The sequence below is a fragment of the Streptomyces sp. 3MP-14 genome (assembly GCF_006334905.2).
In the GTDB taxonomy this organism is placed as follows: domain Bacteria; phylum Actinomycetota; class Actinomycetes; order Streptomycetales; family Streptomycetaceae; genus Streptomyces; species Streptomyces triticirhizae.
Map to the genome: position 1 here is coordinate 162,225 of NZ_VDLZ02000014.1, position 17,751 is coordinate 179,975.

The window sequence follows — 17,751 nt, forward strand, 5'->3', positions numbered from 1 at the left end:
GTTCCCCGCGCCCCTTTAAGGCCGGTGGGCGCTTGGGGGCGCGGGGAACTGCGCGGTGCATGGGGGGCGGGCCGCAGACGACGACGGTGTGAACGGGCCACGGCGGGTGGTCGTCCGCAGGCCCCCGGACGGGAACTAGCCTCCGAACTCCTGGAGTCCCTTCAGCGCCTGGTCCAACAGGGCCTGGCGCCCAGCCAGTTCCTGCTCCAGCTTCTCCGCCTTCGCCGTGTTGCCGGCGGCCCGCGCCTTCTCCGCCTGCTCCCGCAGCCGGTCAACCGCGTCCTGCAACTGGCCGGTCAGGCCGGCCGCCCTGGCCCTCGCCTCGGGGTTGGTGCGCCGCCACTCGGCCTCCTCGGCCTCCCGCACCGCCCGCTCAACGGCCGCCATCCGCCCCTCGATTCCGGCCCTGGCGTCCCTGGGCACATGCCCGATCGCCTCCCACCGCTCCCCGATGGAACGCAGCGCGGCGCGGGCCGACCTGAGGTCGGTGATCGGCAGCAGCTTCTCCGCCTCGGCCGCCAACTCCTCCTTGCGGGCCAGGTTCTCCCGCTGCTCGGAGTCACGCTCGGCGAAGACCGCGCTCCTGGCCTGGAAGAAGACGTCCTGCGCCGCGCGGAACCTGGCCCACAGGTCCTCCTCGGCGTCCCGGTGCGCCCGCCCCGCCGCCTTCCAGTCGCGCATCAACTCCCGGTAACGGGTCGCCGTGGGGCCCCAGTCCGTGGAGTTCGAGAGCGCCTCCGCCTCGGCGATCAGCTTCTCCTTGCGCCGCCTGGTCTCCTCGCGCTGCGCGTCCAGCGCCGCGAAGTGCGACTTGCGCCGCTTGGAGAACGCGGAACGGGCGTGGGAGAAGCGGTGCCACAGCTCGTCGTCGGTCTTGCGGTCCAGCCGGGGCAGGCCCTTCCAGGTGTCGACCAGCGCGCGCAGCCGCTCGCCGGCGGACCGCCACTGATCGCTGCCCGCCAGCTCCTCGGCCTCGACGACCAGCGCCTCCTTGGCCGCCCGCGCCTCCTCCGTCTGCCGCGCCCTGGCCGCCTTCCGCTCCTCGCGACGCTCCTGAACCGTGGCGACCAGCGCGTCCAACCGCGCGGCCAGCGCGGCCAGATCGCCCACCGCGTGGCCCTCGTCCACCTGCGCCCGCAGATGGTCGATGGCGGCCGTGGCGTCCTTCGTCGACAGGTCGGTGGTCCGCACGCGCCGTTCCAGCAGCCCGATCTCGACCACCAGGCCCTCGTACTTGCGCTCGAAGTAGGCGAGCGCCTCGTCGGGGGAGCCCGCCTGCCAGGAGCCGACGACCCTCTCTCCGTCGGCCGTCCGCACATAGACGGTCCCCGACTCATCAACACGGCCCCACGGCTCGCCGCTCACAGCGCCTCCTCGTTTGATGCGCGACGGGGTCAACACCCCCGGCATCGTCCACAGTTCTCCACCGGCCCAGACCCGGGCTGCCGGGCCCGCACCGCAGCGCCAGGCCCAGCACAGGGCCAAACATAGGCGACAGCCCGCCCGGCTGTCCGCACCTTGCCCGGCGGAAATTGCCGCTGGCCTGGCCCGGAGGTCAGGCCGCCGGCTCCACCGTGGCCTCGTTGATCACCACCGTGGCGTTGGGCGCGGTGTTCCCGCTGGTCGGGTCCGGCGCCGCCGCACCGGCCCCCGCGATGGTCTCCAACACGTCGAGGCCACCCGTGACCTGCCCGAACGGCGTGTAGCTGGCGGGCAGTTGGCTGTCCTCGTAGACCAGGAAGAACTGGCTGCCGCCGGTGTCGGGACCGCTGTTGGCCATGGCCACCGTGCCCGCCGGGTAGACGCCATCGGCGACCTCGGGGGCGTCCAGGTTCTCGTCGGGCAGCTCGTAGCCGGGCCCGCCCTGACCGGTGCCGGTCGGGTCGCCACACTGCAACACGAAGATGCCCTCCGTGGTCAACCGGTGGCAGGGAGTGTGGTCGAAGTAGTCCTCGCCGGCCAGAAACGCAAAGGAGTTGACCGTGCGCGGGGCCGCCTCGGGGTCCAGCGTCAGCTCGATGTCGCCGCAGGTGGTCGCCAGCGTCATCACCTGCGGGGTACCGGTGTCCACGGTCAACTCCGGCTCCGCGTCCCACTGGTCGCCGGTCGGCTCGCCCTCCGCGGGCGCGGCACAGGGGTCCTCGACCGGCTCCTCGGAAGGCGCCTCGTCCGTGGGGGCGTCGCTCGGCGAGGCCGCCGCGTCCGTCGGGGAGTCGTCGTCGTTCAGCCACATCGCCCAGGCCGTGCCGCCGCCCGCCACCACCAGCACCGCCACGACCGCGAGCAGCACCCGGACTTTGCGCCCCCGCCGGGCCCGCTCCGCCCGCCGCCTGGCCTGGCGTTCGTACTTGGCCCGCGCGAGTTCCCTGCGCCGTCGCTCCTTGCTGGACACCGCGCTCTCCTTTGCTCCAACGGACACTTCCACCGGACACTTCCACCGGACACGTCAAACGTGCGGACGTGGCGTCACCGTATACGGGTTCCGCCGCCGCGCACCCGTCGCCGGTAGGCTTCGAACCACCCGCCACCCACCCGCCAGCCACCCGCCCGACGATCGACGAGAGGGCCGACGTTGCTCATCGCAGGCTTCCCCTCCGGCGCCTGGGGAACCAACTGCTATCTGGTCGCCCCCGCCGCCGGCGAGGAGTGCGTGATCATCGACCCGGGTCACCGCGCGGCCCCCGGCGTCGAGGAGACCATCGCCCGTCACCGGCTCAAGCCCACCGCCGTCATTCTGACCCATGGGCACATCGATCATGTCGCCTCGGTCATCCCCGTCTGCGGCGCGCACGACGTGCCGGCCTGGATTCATCCCGAGGACCGCTTCATGCTCGCCGACCCGGAGAAGGCGCTCGGCGCCACCATCGGGCAGCCGCTGCTGGGCGAGTTGACCGTCGGCGAGCCCGACGACCTGCGGGAGTTGACCGACGGCGGCTCGCTGTCGCTGGCCGGCCTGGAGTTCACGGTGGCGCACGCGCCGGGGCACACCCGGGGCTCGGTGACCTTCTCGACGCCCGAACGAGCCGACGTTCCCCCGGTGTTGTTCTCCGGCGACCTGCTCTTCGCCGGTTCCATCGGCCGCACCGACCTGCCCGGCGGCGACGCGCGGGAGATCCTGCGCTCGCTGGCCCGGGTCTGCCTGCCGCTGGACGACGCCACGGTGGTGCTCTCCGGGCACGGCCCCCAGACCACCATCGGCAGGGAGCGCGTCGACAACCCGTTCCTGCGCGAACTCGCGGCCGGGCGCGGCCCGGACGGGGACGCGACGCCCCGCCGGGGGCTGTGAGCGCCGGGGTCTCGGCGGCGGGTCAACGTCGGGGCGCCGGCGGAGGGTCCCCCGACCGGATGGTCGTCACGCAGCGTCTTTTGGTGCTTAACGGGGCGTATCGGTCGGGAACGCGCCTCGGGCGCCCGTGACTTTGACGGCGGCCTTACACGGGGGCCGGTTCACTGGTACAGAATGGTGGACCCCTGACCGGTGGCAGCCCGGTGGCCTCGGTGGGGTTCCCCGGTGGCGCGGACGACGGAGCGGATGGGCGAGATGGCAGCAGACGCGGCGGTGGACGAGGTGCGCGCGGACGACGATCCGGTGGGCGGCGAGCGCGACGGCGGCGCGGTCGGCGCGGGGCGCGCGTTCGCCCTGATGCTGGTGATCACCGGCTTCGCCGGCCTGTTGGCGGCCTGGGTCATCACGCTGGACAAGTTCCACCTGCTGGAGGACCCGGACTTCACGCCGGCGTGCAGCCTCAACCCGGTGATCTCCTGTGGCTCGATCATGGAGAGCGACCAGGCGGAGGCGTTCGGCTTCCCCAACCCCATGCTCGGGATGGTCACCTACGGCATGGTGATCGCCATCGGGATGGGCCTGCTGGCCGGCGCCAGGTACCAGCGCTGGTTCTGGCTCGGCCTCCAGGCCGGCACGCTCTTCGGCGTCGCGTTCTGCACCTGGCTCCAGTACCAGTCGCTGTACGAGATCAACGCGCTGTGCCTGTGGTGCTCGCTGGCCTGGGTCGCGACCATCGTCATGTTCTGGTACACGACGCTGCACAACGTGCGCAACGGCTTCCTGCCCGCCCCGCGCGGCGTCCGGAACGCGCTGGAGGAGTTCCACTGGCTGTTCCCCACCGTGCACATCGCGGTGATCGGGATGCTGGTCCTCACGCGCTGGTGGGACTTCTGGACCAGCTGAGCCGAGCCCTGGCCGGGCGGGCTTTCGGGGAGCGCCGCCGGCGCGGGGGGCGTGGGCCTCTCGGGCGGCGTGGCCCTGGCCGGGCGGGCTTCTGCGGGGCACCCGCTGGCGCGGGAGGTGCCCTGGCCGGGCTGGTCTTTGCGGTTGCGCGCTGGCGCGGTCGCTTGGCCCTGGGCCTGCGGGCCTTCGTGGGAGTGCGCCGCCCGGGCGGTTGACGTGGAACGGGGGTGCTGACGCCCCGGTTCGGCGAGCAGCGCCGCCCTGGTTGGGCCGTTCTCGCGGAACGGTGGTTCGTCGTGCGCGCACCAGGGCGGCTTCGTTGTTTCCGGTGGGGGCGGTGCCCTGCCGGGCGGCGAACGCCCGAAGGCGGAGCCCCGACGGCGGCGGTGCGCCCGGTCCGGGGCCCGGCCAGGCCGGCGCCTTCTCCGCTGATCACCCGACGCGCCACGGCACGGGCCCGGCCTCGCCACCCGGCGGGTGTGGCGCCGGGGCGCGGGGCACCGGTCCTGGACCCTCGTTCGGAGTGGAGCCAGGAGGCGGGAGCGCCGCCACCGGTGTTCGACGCCCGGCGGAGGGGCCGGCCCCGACGGGCCGTCTCGGTCTGACCGCGACGGCCCGACGGCCTGGGACGCGTGGATGATCCCCGGCAGGCGGACGGACGCGCGCCCGGCTCCGCCGGGAGGACGCGGAGCGTCGCGCGGGCCAGGACGCCGTTCCCGGTGGGTCGTTGGCGTCGCCCGGCAGGACCGGGGCGAGAGCGCCCTGGGCCCGGCGGCCCGAGCCTCGTCGCGGACGACGACCCGCCCCCGGGCTGGGCCCCGAGCCCCAGCCCGGGCTCCGGGGTCCACTGTCAGTGGGGTGGCTTAGGGTCGGGAGGCGTGGAGCATGATCTGTTCACCGCCGCCGCCGAGGACAGGGCGGAGAAGGACCCGGCGGCCCGTCCGTTGGCCGTGCGGATGCGGCCGCGCAGCCTGGACGAGGTGCTGGGGCAGCGCCATCTGCTGAAGCCGGGCTCGCCGTTGCGGCGCCTGGTCGGCGAGGGCGGGGGCGGACCGGCCGGCCCGGCATCGGTGATCCTGTGGGGCCCGCCGGGCACGGGAAAGACGACGCTGGCCCATGTGGTCAGCCAGGCCACGGACCGGCGTTTCGTCGAGCTGTCCGCGATCACCGCCGGCGTCAAGGAGGTTCGGGCCGTCATCGACGGCGCCCGGCGTTCCTCGGGCGGCTTCGGCAAGGAGACGGTGCTCTTCCTGGACGAGATCCACCGGTTCAGCAAGGCCCAGCAGGACTCGCTGCTGCCCGCCGTAGAGAACCGCTGGGTCACCCTGATCGCCGCCACCACGGAGAACCCGTACTTCTCCGTGATCTCCCCGTTGATGTCCCGCTCGTTGCTGCTCACCCTGGAGCCGCTCACCGAGGACGACCTGCGTGGGCTGCTGCGCCGCGCGGTCGCCGACGAGCGCGGGCTCGGCGGCGCCGTGGCGCTGCCGGAGGAGACGGAGGCGCATCTGCTGCGGATCGCCGGCGGGGACGCGCGGCGGGCGCTGACCGCGCTGGAGGCGGGCGCCGGCGCGGCGTTGGCCGAGGGGCTGACGGAGATCACGTTGCCCGTCCTGGAGACGGCCGTCGACCGGGCGGCCGTCGCCTACGACCGGGACGGTGACCAGCACTACGACGTGGCCAGCGCGTTGATCAAGTCGATCAGGGGCTCCGACGTGGACGCCGCGCTGCACTATCTGGCGCGGATGGTCGAGGCGGGGGAGGACCCGAGGTTCATCGCCCGCCGGCTGATGATCTCCGCCAGCGAGGACATCGGGATGGCCGACCCCACGGCGCTGACCACGGCGGTGGCGGCCGCGCAGGCTGTGGCGTTGATCGGCTTCCCGGAGGCGGCGATCACGTTGAGCCAGGCCACCATCGCGCTGGCCCTGGCGCCCAAGTCCAACGCGGCGGTGGTCGCCATCGGCGCCGCGCAGGCGGATGTGCGGGCCGGGCTGGCCGGCCCGGTGCCCCCGCATCTGCGGGACAGCCACTACAAGGGCGCGCAGAAGCTGGGCCACGGCGCCGAGTACCAGTACCCGCACGACCTGCCCGGCGGCATCGCCGCCCAGCAGTACGCGCCGGACGCGGTGGACGGCAAGCGCTACTACCAGCCGACCCGGCACGGCGCGGAGGCCCGTTACGCGGAGGTGCTGGAGCGGGTCCGCGAGCGCCTGGCCGACCGGCCGCCCCGCCGGGACTGAGCCCCCGCGCGCGGCGCGCTCCGATGTCGACCTGACCGGTGGCCGCCTGGCAGGCGCCCCCGGTCCGCTCGGCCGGGACGGCAACGGATGGCGCCGGGGTGGGCCGACGGCCTCGCCTGTCCGCGGAACGCCCGGCGGCGTCGGGCGCCCGACGCCGACCGTCACCCGCGAGGTCATGCCCAACGGCGGCCGGCCGCCCACCGCGCGACCGCGCCCCGTTCACCCGCGCCGCCGAACGGGCCAGCGCGGGCGCGATACCGCCCGCCCCGAGCGGCGGGCGCCGCCCCCGCGCCCCAACCGGCCGGGCCCTTCGGTCAGTTCGGTCAGCGGTCGGCCGCCGGAGGCGTCTCGGCGGCCGACTCGAAGAGCCAGCGCATGGCCCGGCGCAGCTGCCCGATGTCGCCCACCGGCTCGGGGAAGTCGAAGCGCGCGTCGAAGCAGGAGCCCTCCGTGCGGCAGCGCAGCCGCAGCCCGAAGCGGTCCAGGCTCAGCGGGGCGATGGACACCGGCTGCCGGCAGCCGCCGGGCGCCTGGTCCAACAGCCGGCAGAGCGAGCCGAGTTGGTCCTGGTGGCTGGCGGCGAGGTGCTGGAGCAGCTCGGCCTCGTGGCGCGCCATCGGGTCGGCCGTCGCGTCGGCGAACTCGTCGGGCTCGACATGCGCCTCGCCCCACAGGTCGTCGGTGTACGCCTCGCCGACCTCCAGACGCAGCAGCGTCCAGCCGGGCCCCGGCACCGGCCCGGCCGGGTGGGCCTTGGCCAGCAGCCGGCGGCAGGCGCCGCTCTCCTCGGCCGGCACCGAGGTCAGCCAACCGGCCACCCAGGCCCGTCCCCTGATCCTCTGGGGCACCGAAACGGGCGCGACATCTGTGATTTCCATCACGGCGGTCACCTCGTCGTGCTGGGCGTGAACCGCCGTACGCCCAGCCAGTGAGTCCGTCGGCACCAGCAGAAGGACATCCCCGCGTGGGGTGACGGCCCGAGCCTCCGGCACACTGGGGACGGGGTTGTCGAAGGTGTCCCGCTCGCCGCCAGGAATGGTGAGCGTGGCCGACGCGTTCGACTCCACCAGGGTGCGCACCCGCTCGGCGGCCGTCGGCTGTTGGGCTTCCTCCGTGGGACGCGGCTGGCCCGCCTCCCGGCTCCGGTTTCCGGTGTCGGGCAGGGGGCTCCCAGGTCGAATCATGCGCGCTCCTCAGCTAAGGTAAGGCTCACCTAACTTACTACGGAGGTCCGTTCAACGTGAACCAGTCGCGTCCCAAGGTCAAGAAGTCGCGTGCACTCGGCATCGCGCTCACCCCGAAGGCGGTCAAGTACTTCGAGAAGCGCCCCTACCCGCCGGGTGAGCACGGCCGTGGCCGCAAGCAGACCAGCGACTACAAGGTCCGGCTGCTGGAGAAGCAGCGGCTGCGCGCCCAGTACGACATCAGCGAGCGTCAGATGGTGCGGGCCTACGACCGCGCCCGCAAGGTCACCGGCAAGGCCGGCGAGGCGCTGATCGTCGAGCTGGAGCGCCGCCTTGACGCCCTGGTCCTCCGCTCCGGCCTGGCCCGCACGATCTACCAGGCCCGCCAGATGGTCGTGCACGGCCACATCGCCGTCAACGGCCGCAAGGTCGACAAGCCCTCCTTCCGGGTGAGCCCCGACGACGTGGTCAGCGTCCGCGAGCGCAGCCGCGACAAGTACCCGTTCCAGGTGGCCCGCGAGGGCGGCTACGCCGGCGACGGCGAGACCCCCCGCTACCTGGAGGTCAACCTGCCGGCCCTGGCGTTCCGCCTGGACCGCAACCCCAACCGCAGCGAGATCCCGGTCATCTGCGACGAGCAGCTCGTCGTCGAGTACTACGCCCGCTGACCCGCCCGCTCACTCCGGGGCGGCCCGCCGCCGCGCCGGAGGCAGCGGCGGCGGGCCGGCCAACGCCGGGTGCGGGGCGGTCGACCCCCGACCCCGCACCCGCAGCGCCCTGGCCACGGCGGCGTCGGTGTCCAGCCGTTCGCCCTCCCGCAGGCACTCGCGGAAGCGCGCCTTGCCCAGCCGCTCGGCGACCTGCTGCGCGCTGCGCGCGTGCGGGTCGTTGAAGTACTCCGAGCCGAACAGCGGCATCCCCACCGAGCGCCACAGCCGGGCCGCCGCCCCCTGGAGCACCGCCGCCTCGGCCGCGTCCCCCTCGCTCGCCGTGATCCCGGCCAGCAGCTCCAACGCGAAGACCGTGCCCACCAGATCGCGGAACGCGTAGTTGACCGGCAGCGACTCTTCCAGGATCTTCCGCGCCGCCGCCGTGTCCCCCCGACTCCATGCCGCGAAGCCCAGCACGTGCAGGGCATAGGAGCGGGCCCACTGCTCGCCGTGCTCCTCACACACCTCCCGCACCTCCTCGCAGAGCGCGGCGGCCCCCGCGATGTTCCCCTGGAACACCAGCGCCATCGCCAACTCCACGCGCCCCATCAGCACGTTGCTGTTGAGTTCGCCGATCTCCTCGTACCGGTCCATCGCCGCCCGCAGCAGCGCCTCGGCCTCGGCCGCCTCGTCGTTGATCAACGCCAACGCCCCGCTGTGGTGCAGCGAGTAGGCCACCGCCCGCGCGTTGCCGGTGCGTTCGGCCGCCTCCCGGCACTCGTGCAGCGCGGTCAGCGCCGCCACCGTGTCGCCCTGGAGCACCGCCACATAGCCCACCGCCCACAGCGCCCGCAGCCGGGTGTCCTCGTGGTCGGTCTCCAGCGCCAACGCCCGGTCCAGCCAGTGCCGTCCCTCGGCCAGCCGCCCGCACGCCACCCAGCAGAACCAGAGCGTCGCCGCCAGATAGAGACCGAACCTGGCGTCCTCGTCCTCCTCCAGCGCGAACTCGAACGCGGCCCGCAGATTGGGCAGTTCGTCGTGCACGCGCCGCGCCACCTCCGACTGGCGCGGGCTGAACCACTCCAGCTCGCACCAGGTGACCAGGCCCGTGCACCAGTCCCGGTGGCGCCGCCGCAGCCGGTCGGTGTCGCCGGTGGCGGCCAGCCAGTCGGCGCCGTAGGCGCGCACGGTGTCGAGTATCCGGTAGCGCACGCCCGACGGCGCCTCCTCCCGGCTCACCACCGACTGCGCGACCAGCTCCGTCAGCACGTCCAGCACCTCGTCGGCCGGCAGGTCGGGGCCCGAGCAGACGTACTCGGCCGCCTCCAGGTCGAAGTGGCCGGCGAACACCGACAGTCGGGCCCACAGCAGCCGCTGCTGCGGGGTGCACAGCTCGTGACTCCACCCCATCGCGGTGCGCAGCGTCTGGTGCTGCGGCGGCGCGCCGGCCCCGCCGCCGACCAGCAGCCGGAAGCGGTCGTCCAGCCGTTGCAGCGTCTGCTCCAACGAGAGGGTGCGCAGCCGGCCGGCGGCCAGTTCCAGGGCCAACGGGATGCCGTCGAGCCGGTGGCACAGCTCGGCGACCACCCGCCGGTTCTCCGGCGTGATGGTGAACCCGGGCAGCACGGCGGCGGCCCGGTCGGCGAAGAGCCAGGCCGCCTCGCCCAGCGGCACCCGCGTCGGCTCGTGGCTGGCCGGGCCAGGCGCGGTCATCGGCGCCAGCGGGTAGAGCCGCTCGCCGACGATGCCCAACGGCCGCCGCCCGGTGGCCAGCACGCGCAGCCCCGGCACCCGGCGCAGCAGCTCGTGCGCCAGCTCGGCCGTCGGCTCCACCAGGTGCTCCACCCCGTCCAGGACCAGCAACATCCGCCGCCCGGCGAGCTGTTCGAGCAGCACCGTCAGCGGCGGCCGGCCCGACTGGTCGGTGACGCCGAGGGCCTCGACCACGGCGTGCTCCAGCAACTCCGGGTCCCGCAGGCCCGCCAGCTCCACCAGCCAGACCCCATCGCAGAAGCGTTCCTGCAAGAGGCGCGCCGCCTGAAGCGCACACCGTGACTTCCCCACGCCCCCGACCCCGGTGACGGTGACCAGCCGCTCCTCCGTCAACGCCGAGGTCAGCGCGCTGACTTCGGCACTGCGCCCGATGAACCTCGTCAGCTCACTGGGCAGATTGCCGGGGCGACACCCGCCCGGTCCGGTCCCCCGCGCCGTCTCCCGAGCCGGAGGCTCGGACCCCTGAAAGCCTCGCATAAGACACGCAGGGTACTCGTAGGTAAGCAGAACGTACAATTGTCGCCGGTCCCCCTTGGCAGACGCGGGCTTATGCGGTACGAGCCCGCGCGGGGAGCGCGATAGGGTCGGGACCTGCCGTCCAGCGGGGCGGACGGCGGCGCGGGGAGAGCCGTCGCGGCCGGTTTCGGCCGGGCGGCCGTCGACCCCGAGGCGGCGAAAATACCCGTCCGAGGGAAACCTCCCAGGGAACCTCCAAAGGAAGCGGTGCGTTCGTGTCCGGTGGCGAAGTAGCCGGCCTGCTGGTGGCCGTCTTCTGGGCGATCCTGGTCTCCTTTCTCGCCGTCGCGCTGTACCGGCTGGCGCGCACGCTCCAGGCGGCCACCGAGCTGGTCGGCTCGCTGACCGAGCGCGTCGTGCCGCTGCTCGGCGAGGCGTCCGCCACGGTCCGCAGCGCCCAGTCCCAGCTGGAGCGGGTCGACGACATCACCGCCGACGTGGCCGATGTCGCCGCCAACGCCTCGGCGTTGTCCACCACCGTGGCCACCACCTTCGGCGGGCCGCTGGTGAAGGTCGCCGCGTTCGGCTACGGCGTGCGCCGCGCGCTCGGCCGCCGGCCGGCCGCCGAACCGTCGCCACCCCGCGTTGTGCCCGCGCCCCGCCGCCGTCGCAGGGGAAGGAACGACCGATGATCCGCCGTGCGCTGTGGTTCACCACCGGCGCCGTCGCCGGCGTCTGGGCCACCACCAAGGTCCAGCGGAAGCTGCGCGCCCTCGCCCCCGACAGCCTCGCGCTGCGCGCCGCCGACCGGGCCGTCACCACCGGCCACCGGCTGCGCGCCTTCGCCGGCGAGGTGCGGTCGGGCATGGCCGAGCGCGAGGACCAACTCAACGACGCGCTCGGCCTGTCCGCGCCCCCGACCGGCCCGCAGGCGCCCCCGACCGTGCTGCCGGCGCCGCCGCGTGCCGCCCTCGGCCGCCCCCCGGCGCGCGCCGAACGCCCCGCGCCCCGCCCCCGGAACGACGCGCCCCGCCCCCGGAACGAACTGACCGAACCGACCCGACCGACCGGAACCGAAAAGAGGACCACTGATGGAGTCGGCTGAAATCCGCCGCCGCTGGCTGAGCTTCTTCGAGGAGCGCGGGCACGCCGTGGTGCCCTCGGCGTCGCTGATCGCGGACGACCCGACGCTCCTGCTGGTCCCCGCCGGGATGGTGCCGTTCAAGCCCTACTTCCTCGGCCAGGCCACCCCGCCCTACCCCCGGGCCGTCAGCGTCCAGAAGTGCGTGCGCACCCCGGACATCGAGGAGGTCGGCAAGACCACCCGGCACGGCACGTTCTTCCAGATGTGCGGGAACTTCTCCTTCGGCGACTACTTCAAGGAGCGGGCCATCACCCTGGCCTGGGAGCTGATGACCACCTCCCAGGACGAGGGCGGCTACGGCCTGGACCCCGAGCGCCTGTGGGTCACCGTCTACGAGGAGGACGACGAGGCGTACCGGATCTGGACCGAGACCGTCGGCGTCCCCGCCGAGCGGGTCCAACGCCTCGGCAAGGGTCCCAACTTCTGGGACATGGGCGTGCCGGGCCCCTGCGGCCCCTGCTCCGAGATCAACTACGACCGGGGCCCCGCCTTCGGCCCCGAGGGCGGCCCCGAGGTCAACGACGAGCGCTATGTCGAGCTGTGGAACCTCGTGTTCATGCAGTACGAGCGCGGCCCCGGCCAGGGCAAGGACTACCCCATCGTGGGCGACCTGCCGGCGCGGAACATCGACACCGGGCTCGGCCTGGAGCGCCTGGCGATGGTCCTCCAGGACGTGCACAACATGTTCGAGACCGACACCCTGCGGGTCGTCATCGACAAGGCCGCCGCCCTCACCGACGTCAGCTACGGCGCCGCCGACGAGAGCGACGTCGCGCTGCGCGTGGTCGCCGACCACATGCGCACCTCGGTGATGCTCATCGGCGACGGCGTCACCCCCGGCAACGAGGGCCGCGGCTACGTGCTGCGCCGCATCATGCGCCGCGCCATCCGCAACATGCGGCTGCTGGGCTCGTCCGGGCCCGTCGTCGGCGAGCTGGTGGACACCGTCATCGGCATCATGGGCGAGCAGTACCCGGAGCTGGTCACCGACCGGGGCCGGATCGAGTCCGTCGCGCTGGCCGAGGAGGCCGCGTTCCTCAAGACGCTGCGGGCCGGCACGAACATCCTCGACACCGCCGTCTCCGAGACCAAGGCCGCCGGCGGCAGCGTGCTGCCGGGCGAGCAGGCGTTCCTCCTCCACGACACCTGGGGCTTCCCCATCGACCTCACCCTGGAGATGGCCGCCGAACAGGGCCTGTCCGTGGACGAGTCAGGGTTCCGCCGGCTGATGAAGGAGCAGCGGGAACGCGCCAAGGCCGACGCCAGGGCCAAGAAGCAGGGCCACGCCGACCTGACCGCCTACCGCGAGTTCGCCGACGCCGCCGGGCCCTCCGAGTTCATCGGCTACACCAGCACCACCGGCGAGTCCGCCGTCGTCGGGCTCCTCGTCAACGCCGCGCCCGCGCCCGTCGCCGTCGAGGGTGACGAGGTCGAGGTCGTGCTCAGCCGCACCCCGTTCTACGCCGAGGGCGGCGGGCAGCTCGCCGACACCGGCCGGATCAGGACCGACGCCGGCGCCGTGGTCGAGATCCGCGACGTGCAGCAGCCGATCCCAGGCGTCATCGCCCACAAGGGCGTCGTGCTGGTCGGCGAGGTGTCCGTGGGGGCCTCCGTGGAGAGCGAGATCGACGTCCAGCGCCGCCGCGCCATCGCCCGCGCCCACAGCGCCACCCACCTCACCCACCGCGCGCTGCGCGACGCGCTGGGCCCGACGGCCGCCCAGGCCGGCTCGGAGAACGCCCCCGGCCGCTTCCGCTTCGACTTCGGCTCGCCGACCGCCGTGCCCGGCACCGTGCTGTCCGACGTCGAGCAGAAGATCAACGAGGTGCTCAGCCGCGAACTCGACGTCACCGCCGAGGTGATGTCGATGGACGAGGCCAGGAAGCAGGGCGCCATCGCCGAGTTCGGCGAGAAGTACGGCGACCGGGTGCGGGTGGTCACCATCGGCGACTACTCCAAGGAGCTGTGCGGCGGCACCCACGTCCACAACACCGCCCAACTCGGCCTGGTCAAGCTGCTGGGCGAGTCCTCCATCGGCTCCGGCGTGCGCCGGGTCGAGGCCCTGGTCGGCGTGGACGCCTACCGCTTCCTCGCCCGCGAGCACACCGTCGTCGCGCAGCTGACCGAGCTGCTCAAGGGCCGGCCCGAGGAACTGCCCGAGCGGATCTCGGGAATGCTCGGGCGGCTGAAGGACGCCGAGAAGGAGATCGAGCGGTTCCGCGCCGAGAAGGTCCTCCAGGCCGCCGGCGGCCTGGCCGCCGGGGCGCGTGACGTGCGCGGCGTCGCCCTGGCCAGCGGCCGGGTGCCGGACGGCACCACGGCCGACGACCTGCGCAGGCTGGTGCTGGACGTGCGCGGCCGGCTGGCCGGCGACCGGCCGGCCGTGGTCGCGCTGTTCACCGTGACCGGCGGGCGGCCGCTGACCGTGGTGGCCACCAACGAGTCCGCCAGGGAGCGCGGGTTGAAGGCCGGCGACCTGGTGCGGGTCGCTGCCAAGGCGCTCGGCGGCGGTGGCGGCGGCAAGCCGGACGTCGCCCAGGGCGGCGGCCAGAATCCGGCCGCCATCGACGAGGCGCTGGCCGCCGTGGAACGCCAGGTCGCGGAAGCCGCCTGATGCGACGCGGCAGGCGGCTGGCGGTCGACGTCGGCGAGGCCAGGATCGGGGTCGCCTCCTGCGACCCCGACGGGCTGCTGGCCACCCCGGTGGAGACCGTTCCCGGGCGTGACCTGCCGGCCGCCAGGCGCCGCCTCGGCCAACTGGTCGCCGAGTACGAGCCGATCGAGGTCGTCGTCGGGCTGCCCCGCTCGTTGAACGGGCGGGAGGGCCCGGCGGCCGGCCGGGTGCGCGCCTTCGCCGAGGCGCTGGCGCGCCAACTGGCGCCCGTGCCCGTGCGGTTGGTGGACGAGCGGATGTCCACCGTGGCCGCCGCCCGGGACATGCGGGCCTCCGGCGTCTCGGCGAAGAAGGGCAGGTCGCGCATCGACCAGGCGGCCGCCGTGGTGATCCTCCAGACCGCCCTGGAGACCGAGCGCGGCTCGGGGCGCCCGCCGGGGCAGTGCGTCGAAGTGGTTGTCTGATCGCGATACGGTAACGTTCCGCGCGACATGGCAGTTTGCTGCATGGGGGGTACGGGGCTGCCACCTGCTGCACAAGGGGATCGATGACTGATTACGGCCGGGGCTCCGGCTCCGAACCGTGGTACCCGGAAGACCCGCTCTACGGCGAGCGGAACTGGCCCGGGGGACCCGAGGGTTACGACCCGAACGGCCAGGGCCAGGGCCAGCCGCCGGGCGGCGCCGGGGACTTCGGCGGCTACGGCGCCCCGGGCCAGGGCGGCCAGCAGGCGGGCTACCCGCAGGGCTACCAGGACCCGTCGTACTCGGACCCCTCGTACCAGGACCCCGGCTACCCGGGGCACCAGGGCCAGCCGGGGCCCGGCTACCAGGACCCGGGCTACCAGGGCGGTCAGCCCGGCTGGGACACCGGCGCGCACCAGCACCCGCCCCATCGCCAGGAGCAGGGATACCCGTCGGGCGGCTACCCGAACCAGGGCGGCCACGGGGGAGACACCTACGGCGGCCAGGGCCAGGGCGGCCAGGGCGGTCAGGGTTACGACACCGGCGGCTACGACACGTCCGGCTACGACACCGGCTCCTACTCCACCGGTGGCTACAACACCGGCGGCTACCAGGGCGGTTCGTACGACACGGGCTCGTACGACACCGGCTCCTATGACACGGGCGGCTACCAGGCCGGCGGCTATGACACCGGCTCCTACCGGGCCGGTCAGGGGGGCCAGGGCGGTCAGGGTTACGACACCGGCGGCTACGCCTCGCCCGGCTATGACACCGGCGCGCGGGGCGCCGTTCCCCACCAGGGCCAGGGCGTTCCGCACGGCCACGCCCCGCCGCCCGGCCAGCGCGGCCCCGCCGAGCACCCGCAGGGCGCCACCCAGGCGATGCCGGCCGTCGAGGTGCCGCACGCGCGGGACGGCGAGCACCCGCGCGGGAACGGCGGCGGCGACGGCCCGGGCCCCGACCCGGAGACCGGCTGGGACCCGGGACCCGACCAGGGCGAGTCGGACTTCTTCCGGCGCACCAACGAGGACGACGACCGCGACTACCGGGACGACCGTGGCGAACGCGACGACGACGGCGGCCGGCGCGGCGGGTCCGGCCGACGCCGGGGCTGCGGCTGCCTGTTGCTGGTCGCCGTGGTGGTCGGCGGCGTGGGCGGGGCCGGCTGGTACGGCTACCAGTTCTACCAGGACCGCTTCGGCCCGGCGCCCGACTTCGAGGGCGAGGGCCACGGCGAGGTCGAGGTGGAGATCCCCGCCGGCTCCGTGCTCTCGCAGATGGGCAACATCCTCAAGGAGGCCGGCGTGGTCAAGAGCCACGACGCCTTCGTCGAGGCAGCCGAGGCCGCCGAGGCGTCCATCCAGCCCGGGGTCTACACGCTCCGCCAGGAGATGTCGGCCGAGGCCGCCGTCGCCGCCCTGACCGACCCCGAGGCGCTCAACGTCCTGACCATTCCCGAAGGCAAACGCGCCACCGAGATCTACACGCTGATCGACGAACGCCTCGGGCTGGAGGAGGGCGCCACCGAGGAGGTCGCCGAGACCGCCGACCTGGGCCTGCCCGACTGGGCCGAGGGCGACCCGGAGGGCTTCCTCTTCCCCGCCCGCTACGACGTCGGCGGGGAGACCACCCCCGAGGAGCTGCTGACCGAGATGGTCGAGCGGGCCGAGGCCGAGTTCGACGGGATCAGCCTGGAGACCGCCGCCGAACAGCTCGGCCACACCCCGCGCGAGGTCCTCACCATCGCCTCCCTCATCCAGGCCGAGGCGCAGGAGGACGAGGAGTTCGGCAAGGTCTCCCGGGTGATCTACAACCGCCTCGACATCGACATGCGGCTCCAGTTCGACTCCACCATCAACTACGCGCTGGGCCGCGACACGTTGGACGTCTCCATCGAGGACACCCAGCTCGACTCCCCGTACAACACCTACGTCGAGTACGGGCTGCCGCCCGGCCCCATCGACAATCCGGGCCACCAGGCGCTGGAGGCCGCGCTCAACCCCACCGAGGGCGACTGGCTGTTCTTCGTCACCGTCGAACCGGGCGACACCCGGTTCACCGCCGACGACGAGGAACACGAGCGGAACGTCCAGGACTTCAACGAGGCGCAGGAGCGCGCCCGCGAGGAGGGCGACGGATGACCCGGCCCGTGCCCGTGGGACCGTCGCGCCGGGCCGCCGTTCTCGGCTCGCCGATCGCCCACTCGCTCTCCCCGGTGCTGCACCGGGCCGCCTACCGGGCGCTGGGGCTGACCGGTTGGCGTTACGACAGGTTCGAGGTCGGCGAGGCCGAACTGGCCTCGTTCCTGGGCGGGTTGGGCCAGGAGTGGGCCGGCCTGTCGCTGACCATGCCGCTCAAGCGCGCGGTGATCCCACTGCTGGACGAGATCAGCGACACCGCCGCCTCGGTCTCCGCCGTGAACACCGTCCTCCTCACCGACGACGGGCGCGCGCTGGGCGAGAACACCGACATCCCGGGTCTGGTCGCCGCGCTCGCCGAGCGCGGCGTCACCGGGGTGGAACGCGCCACCGTGCTGGGCGCCGGCGCCACCGCCGCCTCGGCGGTGGCCGCGCTCCGGCGGCTGGGCGCGGCGGAGGTCACCGCCTGCGTGCGCGGGGAGGCGCGGGCGGCGGAGATGCGCGCCTGGGGCGAGCGCCTGGGCGTGACCGTGGTCCCCGCGCCCTGGGCCGAGGCGGCGAAGGCGCTGGACGCGCCGCTGGTGATCGCGACGACGCCGGCCGGCGCCACCGACGCGCTGGCCGACGCGGTGCCGGCCGAGCCCGGGGTGCTCTTCGACGTGCTGTACGAGCCGTGGCCGACCGCGCTGGCGGCCGCCTGGTCGGCGGCCGGCGGGAAGGTGGTCGGCGGCCTGGACCTGCTGGTCCACCAGGCGGTCTGCCAGGTCGAGTTGATGACGGGGCTGGCCCCGGCCCCCCTGGCCGCGATGCGCGCGGCGGGGGACGCCGCGCTGGCCGGCCGGTAGCCCGACCGGCTGGCGCGCCTGGCCGGTGGAGCCGGCAAGGCCCTCGGCCGG

The 17,751-nt window shown here is 73.9% G+C and carries 14 protein-coding genes; 10 read left to right on the forward strand and 4 right to left on the reverse strand.

From position 1 onward, the window contains the following. Positions 1–135: 135 nt before the first annotated feature. Complete coding sequence (locus FH609_RS22785; RefSeq protein ID WP_139671020.1) at positions 136–1,365, reverse strand: DUF349 domain-containing protein; 1,230 nt, start codon at positions 1,363–1,365, stop codon at positions 136–138. Positions 1,366–1,555: 190 nt separating this feature from the next. Beyond that, positions 1,556–2,392 (reverse strand): peptidylprolyl isomerase, encoded by an 837-nt coding sequence (locus tag FH609_RS22790; RefSeq protein WP_139671022.1) that lies wholly within the window; start codon positions 2,390–2,392, stop codon positions 1,556–1,558. Between the two features lie 180 nt (positions 2,393–2,572). Between FH609_RS22790 and FH609_RS22795 the strand changes: the two genes are divergently transcribed. The 3 genes from FH609_RS22795 to FH609_RS22805 all read left to right on the forward strand — a co-directional run bounded on the left by FH609_RS22795 (position 2,573) and on the right by FH609_RS22805 (position 6,432). Then, complete coding sequence (locus FH609_RS22795; protein WP_139671024.1) at positions 2,573–3,286, forward strand: MBL fold metallo-hydrolase; 714 nt, start codon at positions 2,573–2,575, stop codon at positions 3,284–3,286. A 255-nt stretch (positions 3,287–3,541) separates the two neighbouring features. Then, a complete protein-coding gene (locus FH609_RS22800; protein ID WP_139671026.1) occupies positions 3,542–4,189 on the forward strand; it encodes a vitamin K epoxide reductase family protein in 648 nt (215 codons plus the stop codon). 878 nt (positions 4,190–5,067) lie between these two features. Next, a complete protein-coding gene (locus FH609_RS22805; RefSeq protein WP_139671028.1) occupies positions 5,068–6,432 on the forward strand; it encodes a replication-associated recombination protein A in 1,365 nt (454 codons plus the stop codon). Positions 6,433–6,755: 323 nt separating this feature from the next. On the opposite strand, the gene FH609_RS22810 is transcribed toward FH609_RS22805, so the two are convergent. Beyond that, positions 6,756–7,616 carry a DUF2470 domain-containing protein gene (locus FH609_RS22810; protein ID WP_139671031.1) on the reverse strand — a complete coding sequence of 287 codons (861 nt, stop codon included), beginning with the start codon at positions 7,614–7,616 and terminating at the stop codon, positions 6,756–6,758. Positions 7,617–7,672: 56 nt separating this feature from the next. Here FH609_RS22810 and rpsD point away from each other — a divergent pair, with 56 nt between their 5' ends. After that, positions 7,673–8,284, forward strand: a complete 612-nt coding sequence (gene rpsD, locus FH609_RS22815) for a 30S ribosomal protein S4 (RefSeq protein ID WP_139671033.1) — start codon at positions 7,673–7,675, stop codon at positions 8,282–8,284. Positions 8,285–8,293: 9 nt separating this feature from the next. On the opposite strand, the gene FH609_RS22820 is transcribed toward rpsD, so the two are convergent. After that, on the reverse strand, positions 8,294–10,516 hold the full coding sequence (locus FH609_RS22820) for an ATP-binding protein (RefSeq protein ID WP_139671034.1): 2,223 nt from the start codon (positions 10,514–10,516) through the stop codon (positions 8,294–8,296). A 254-nt stretch (positions 10,517–10,770) separates the two neighbouring features. Between FH609_RS22820 and FH609_RS22825 the strand changes: the two genes are divergently transcribed. From FH609_RS22825 to FH609_RS22850, 6 genes are all read left to right on the forward strand, one after another. Continuing rightward, positions 10,771–11,187 carry a DUF948 domain-containing protein gene (locus FH609_RS22825; protein ID WP_139671035.1) on the forward strand — a complete coding sequence of 139 codons (417 nt, stop codon included), beginning with the start codon at positions 10,771–10,773 and terminating at the stop codon, positions 11,185–11,187. After that, entirely contained in the window at positions 11,184–11,600 is a 417-nt protein-coding gene (locus FH609_RS31865; protein ID WP_226961885.1) for a DUF6167 family protein, read from the forward strand. Before FH609_RS22825 ends, FH609_RS31865 begins: the two co-directional genes overlap by 4 nt. Continuing rightward, entirely contained in the window at positions 11,587–14,253 is a 2,667-nt protein-coding gene (gene alaS / locus FH609_RS22835; protein ID WP_139671036.1) for an alanine--tRNA ligase, read from the forward strand. The genes FH609_RS31865 and alaS overlap by 14 nt, the downstream gene beginning before the upstream one ends. Continuing rightward, positions 14,253–14,717: a Holliday junction resolvase RuvX gene (ruvX, locus tag FH609_RS22840; RefSeq protein ID WP_122399790.1), complete on the forward strand. Its 465-nt coding sequence runs from the start codon at positions 14,253–14,255 to the stop codon at positions 14,715–14,717. The genes alaS and ruvX overlap by 1 nt, the downstream gene beginning before the upstream one ends. Before the next feature lie 83 nt (positions 14,718–14,800). Then, the gene (gene mltG, locus FH609_RS22845; protein ID WP_139671038.1) at positions 14,801–16,858 is read left to right on the forward strand and encodes an endolytic transglycosylase MltG; all 2,058 of its coding nucleotides are present in this window, start codon (positions 14,801–14,803) and stop codon (positions 16,856–16,858) included. Next, a complete protein-coding gene (locus tag FH609_RS22850; protein WP_139671040.1) occupies positions 16,855–17,700 on the forward strand; it encodes a shikimate dehydrogenase in 846 nt (281 codons plus the stop codon). Before mltG ends, FH609_RS22850 begins: the two co-directional genes overlap by 4 nt. Positions 17,701–17,751 lie beyond the last annotated feature (51 nt).

Coding starts and splice junctions, on each gene's coding strand:
- FH609_RS22800 (WP_139671026.1), top strand. CDS start 3,542: ATGGCAGCAGACGCGGCGGTGGACGAGGTGCGCGCGGACGACGATCCG.
- FH609_RS22810 (WP_139671031.1), bottom strand. CDS start 7,616: ATGATTCGACCTGGGAGCCCCCTGCCCGACACCGGAAACCGGAGCCGG.
- FH609_RS22820 (WP_139671034.1), bottom strand. CDS start 10,516: ATGCGAGGCTTTCAGGGGTCCGAGCCTCCGGCTCGGGAGACGGCGCGG.
- FH609_RS31865 (WP_226961885.1), top strand. CDS start 11,184: ATGATCCGCCGTGCGCTGTGGTTCACCACCGGCGCCGTCGCCGGCGTC.
- alaS (WP_139671036.1), top strand. CDS start 11,587: ATGGAGTCGGCTGAAATCCGCCGCCGCTGGCTGAGCTTCTTCGAGGAG.
- ruvX (WP_122399790.1), top strand. CDS start 14,253: ATGCGACGCGGCAGGCGGCTGGCGGTCGACGTCGGCGAGGCCAGGATC.
- mltG (WP_139671038.1), top strand. CDS start 14,801: ATGACTGATTACGGCCGGGGCTCCGGCTCCGAACCGTGGTACCCGGAA.
- FH609_RS22850 (WP_139671040.1), top strand. CDS start 16,855: ATGACCCGGCCCGTGCCCGTGGGACCGTCGCGCCGGGCCGCCGTTCTC.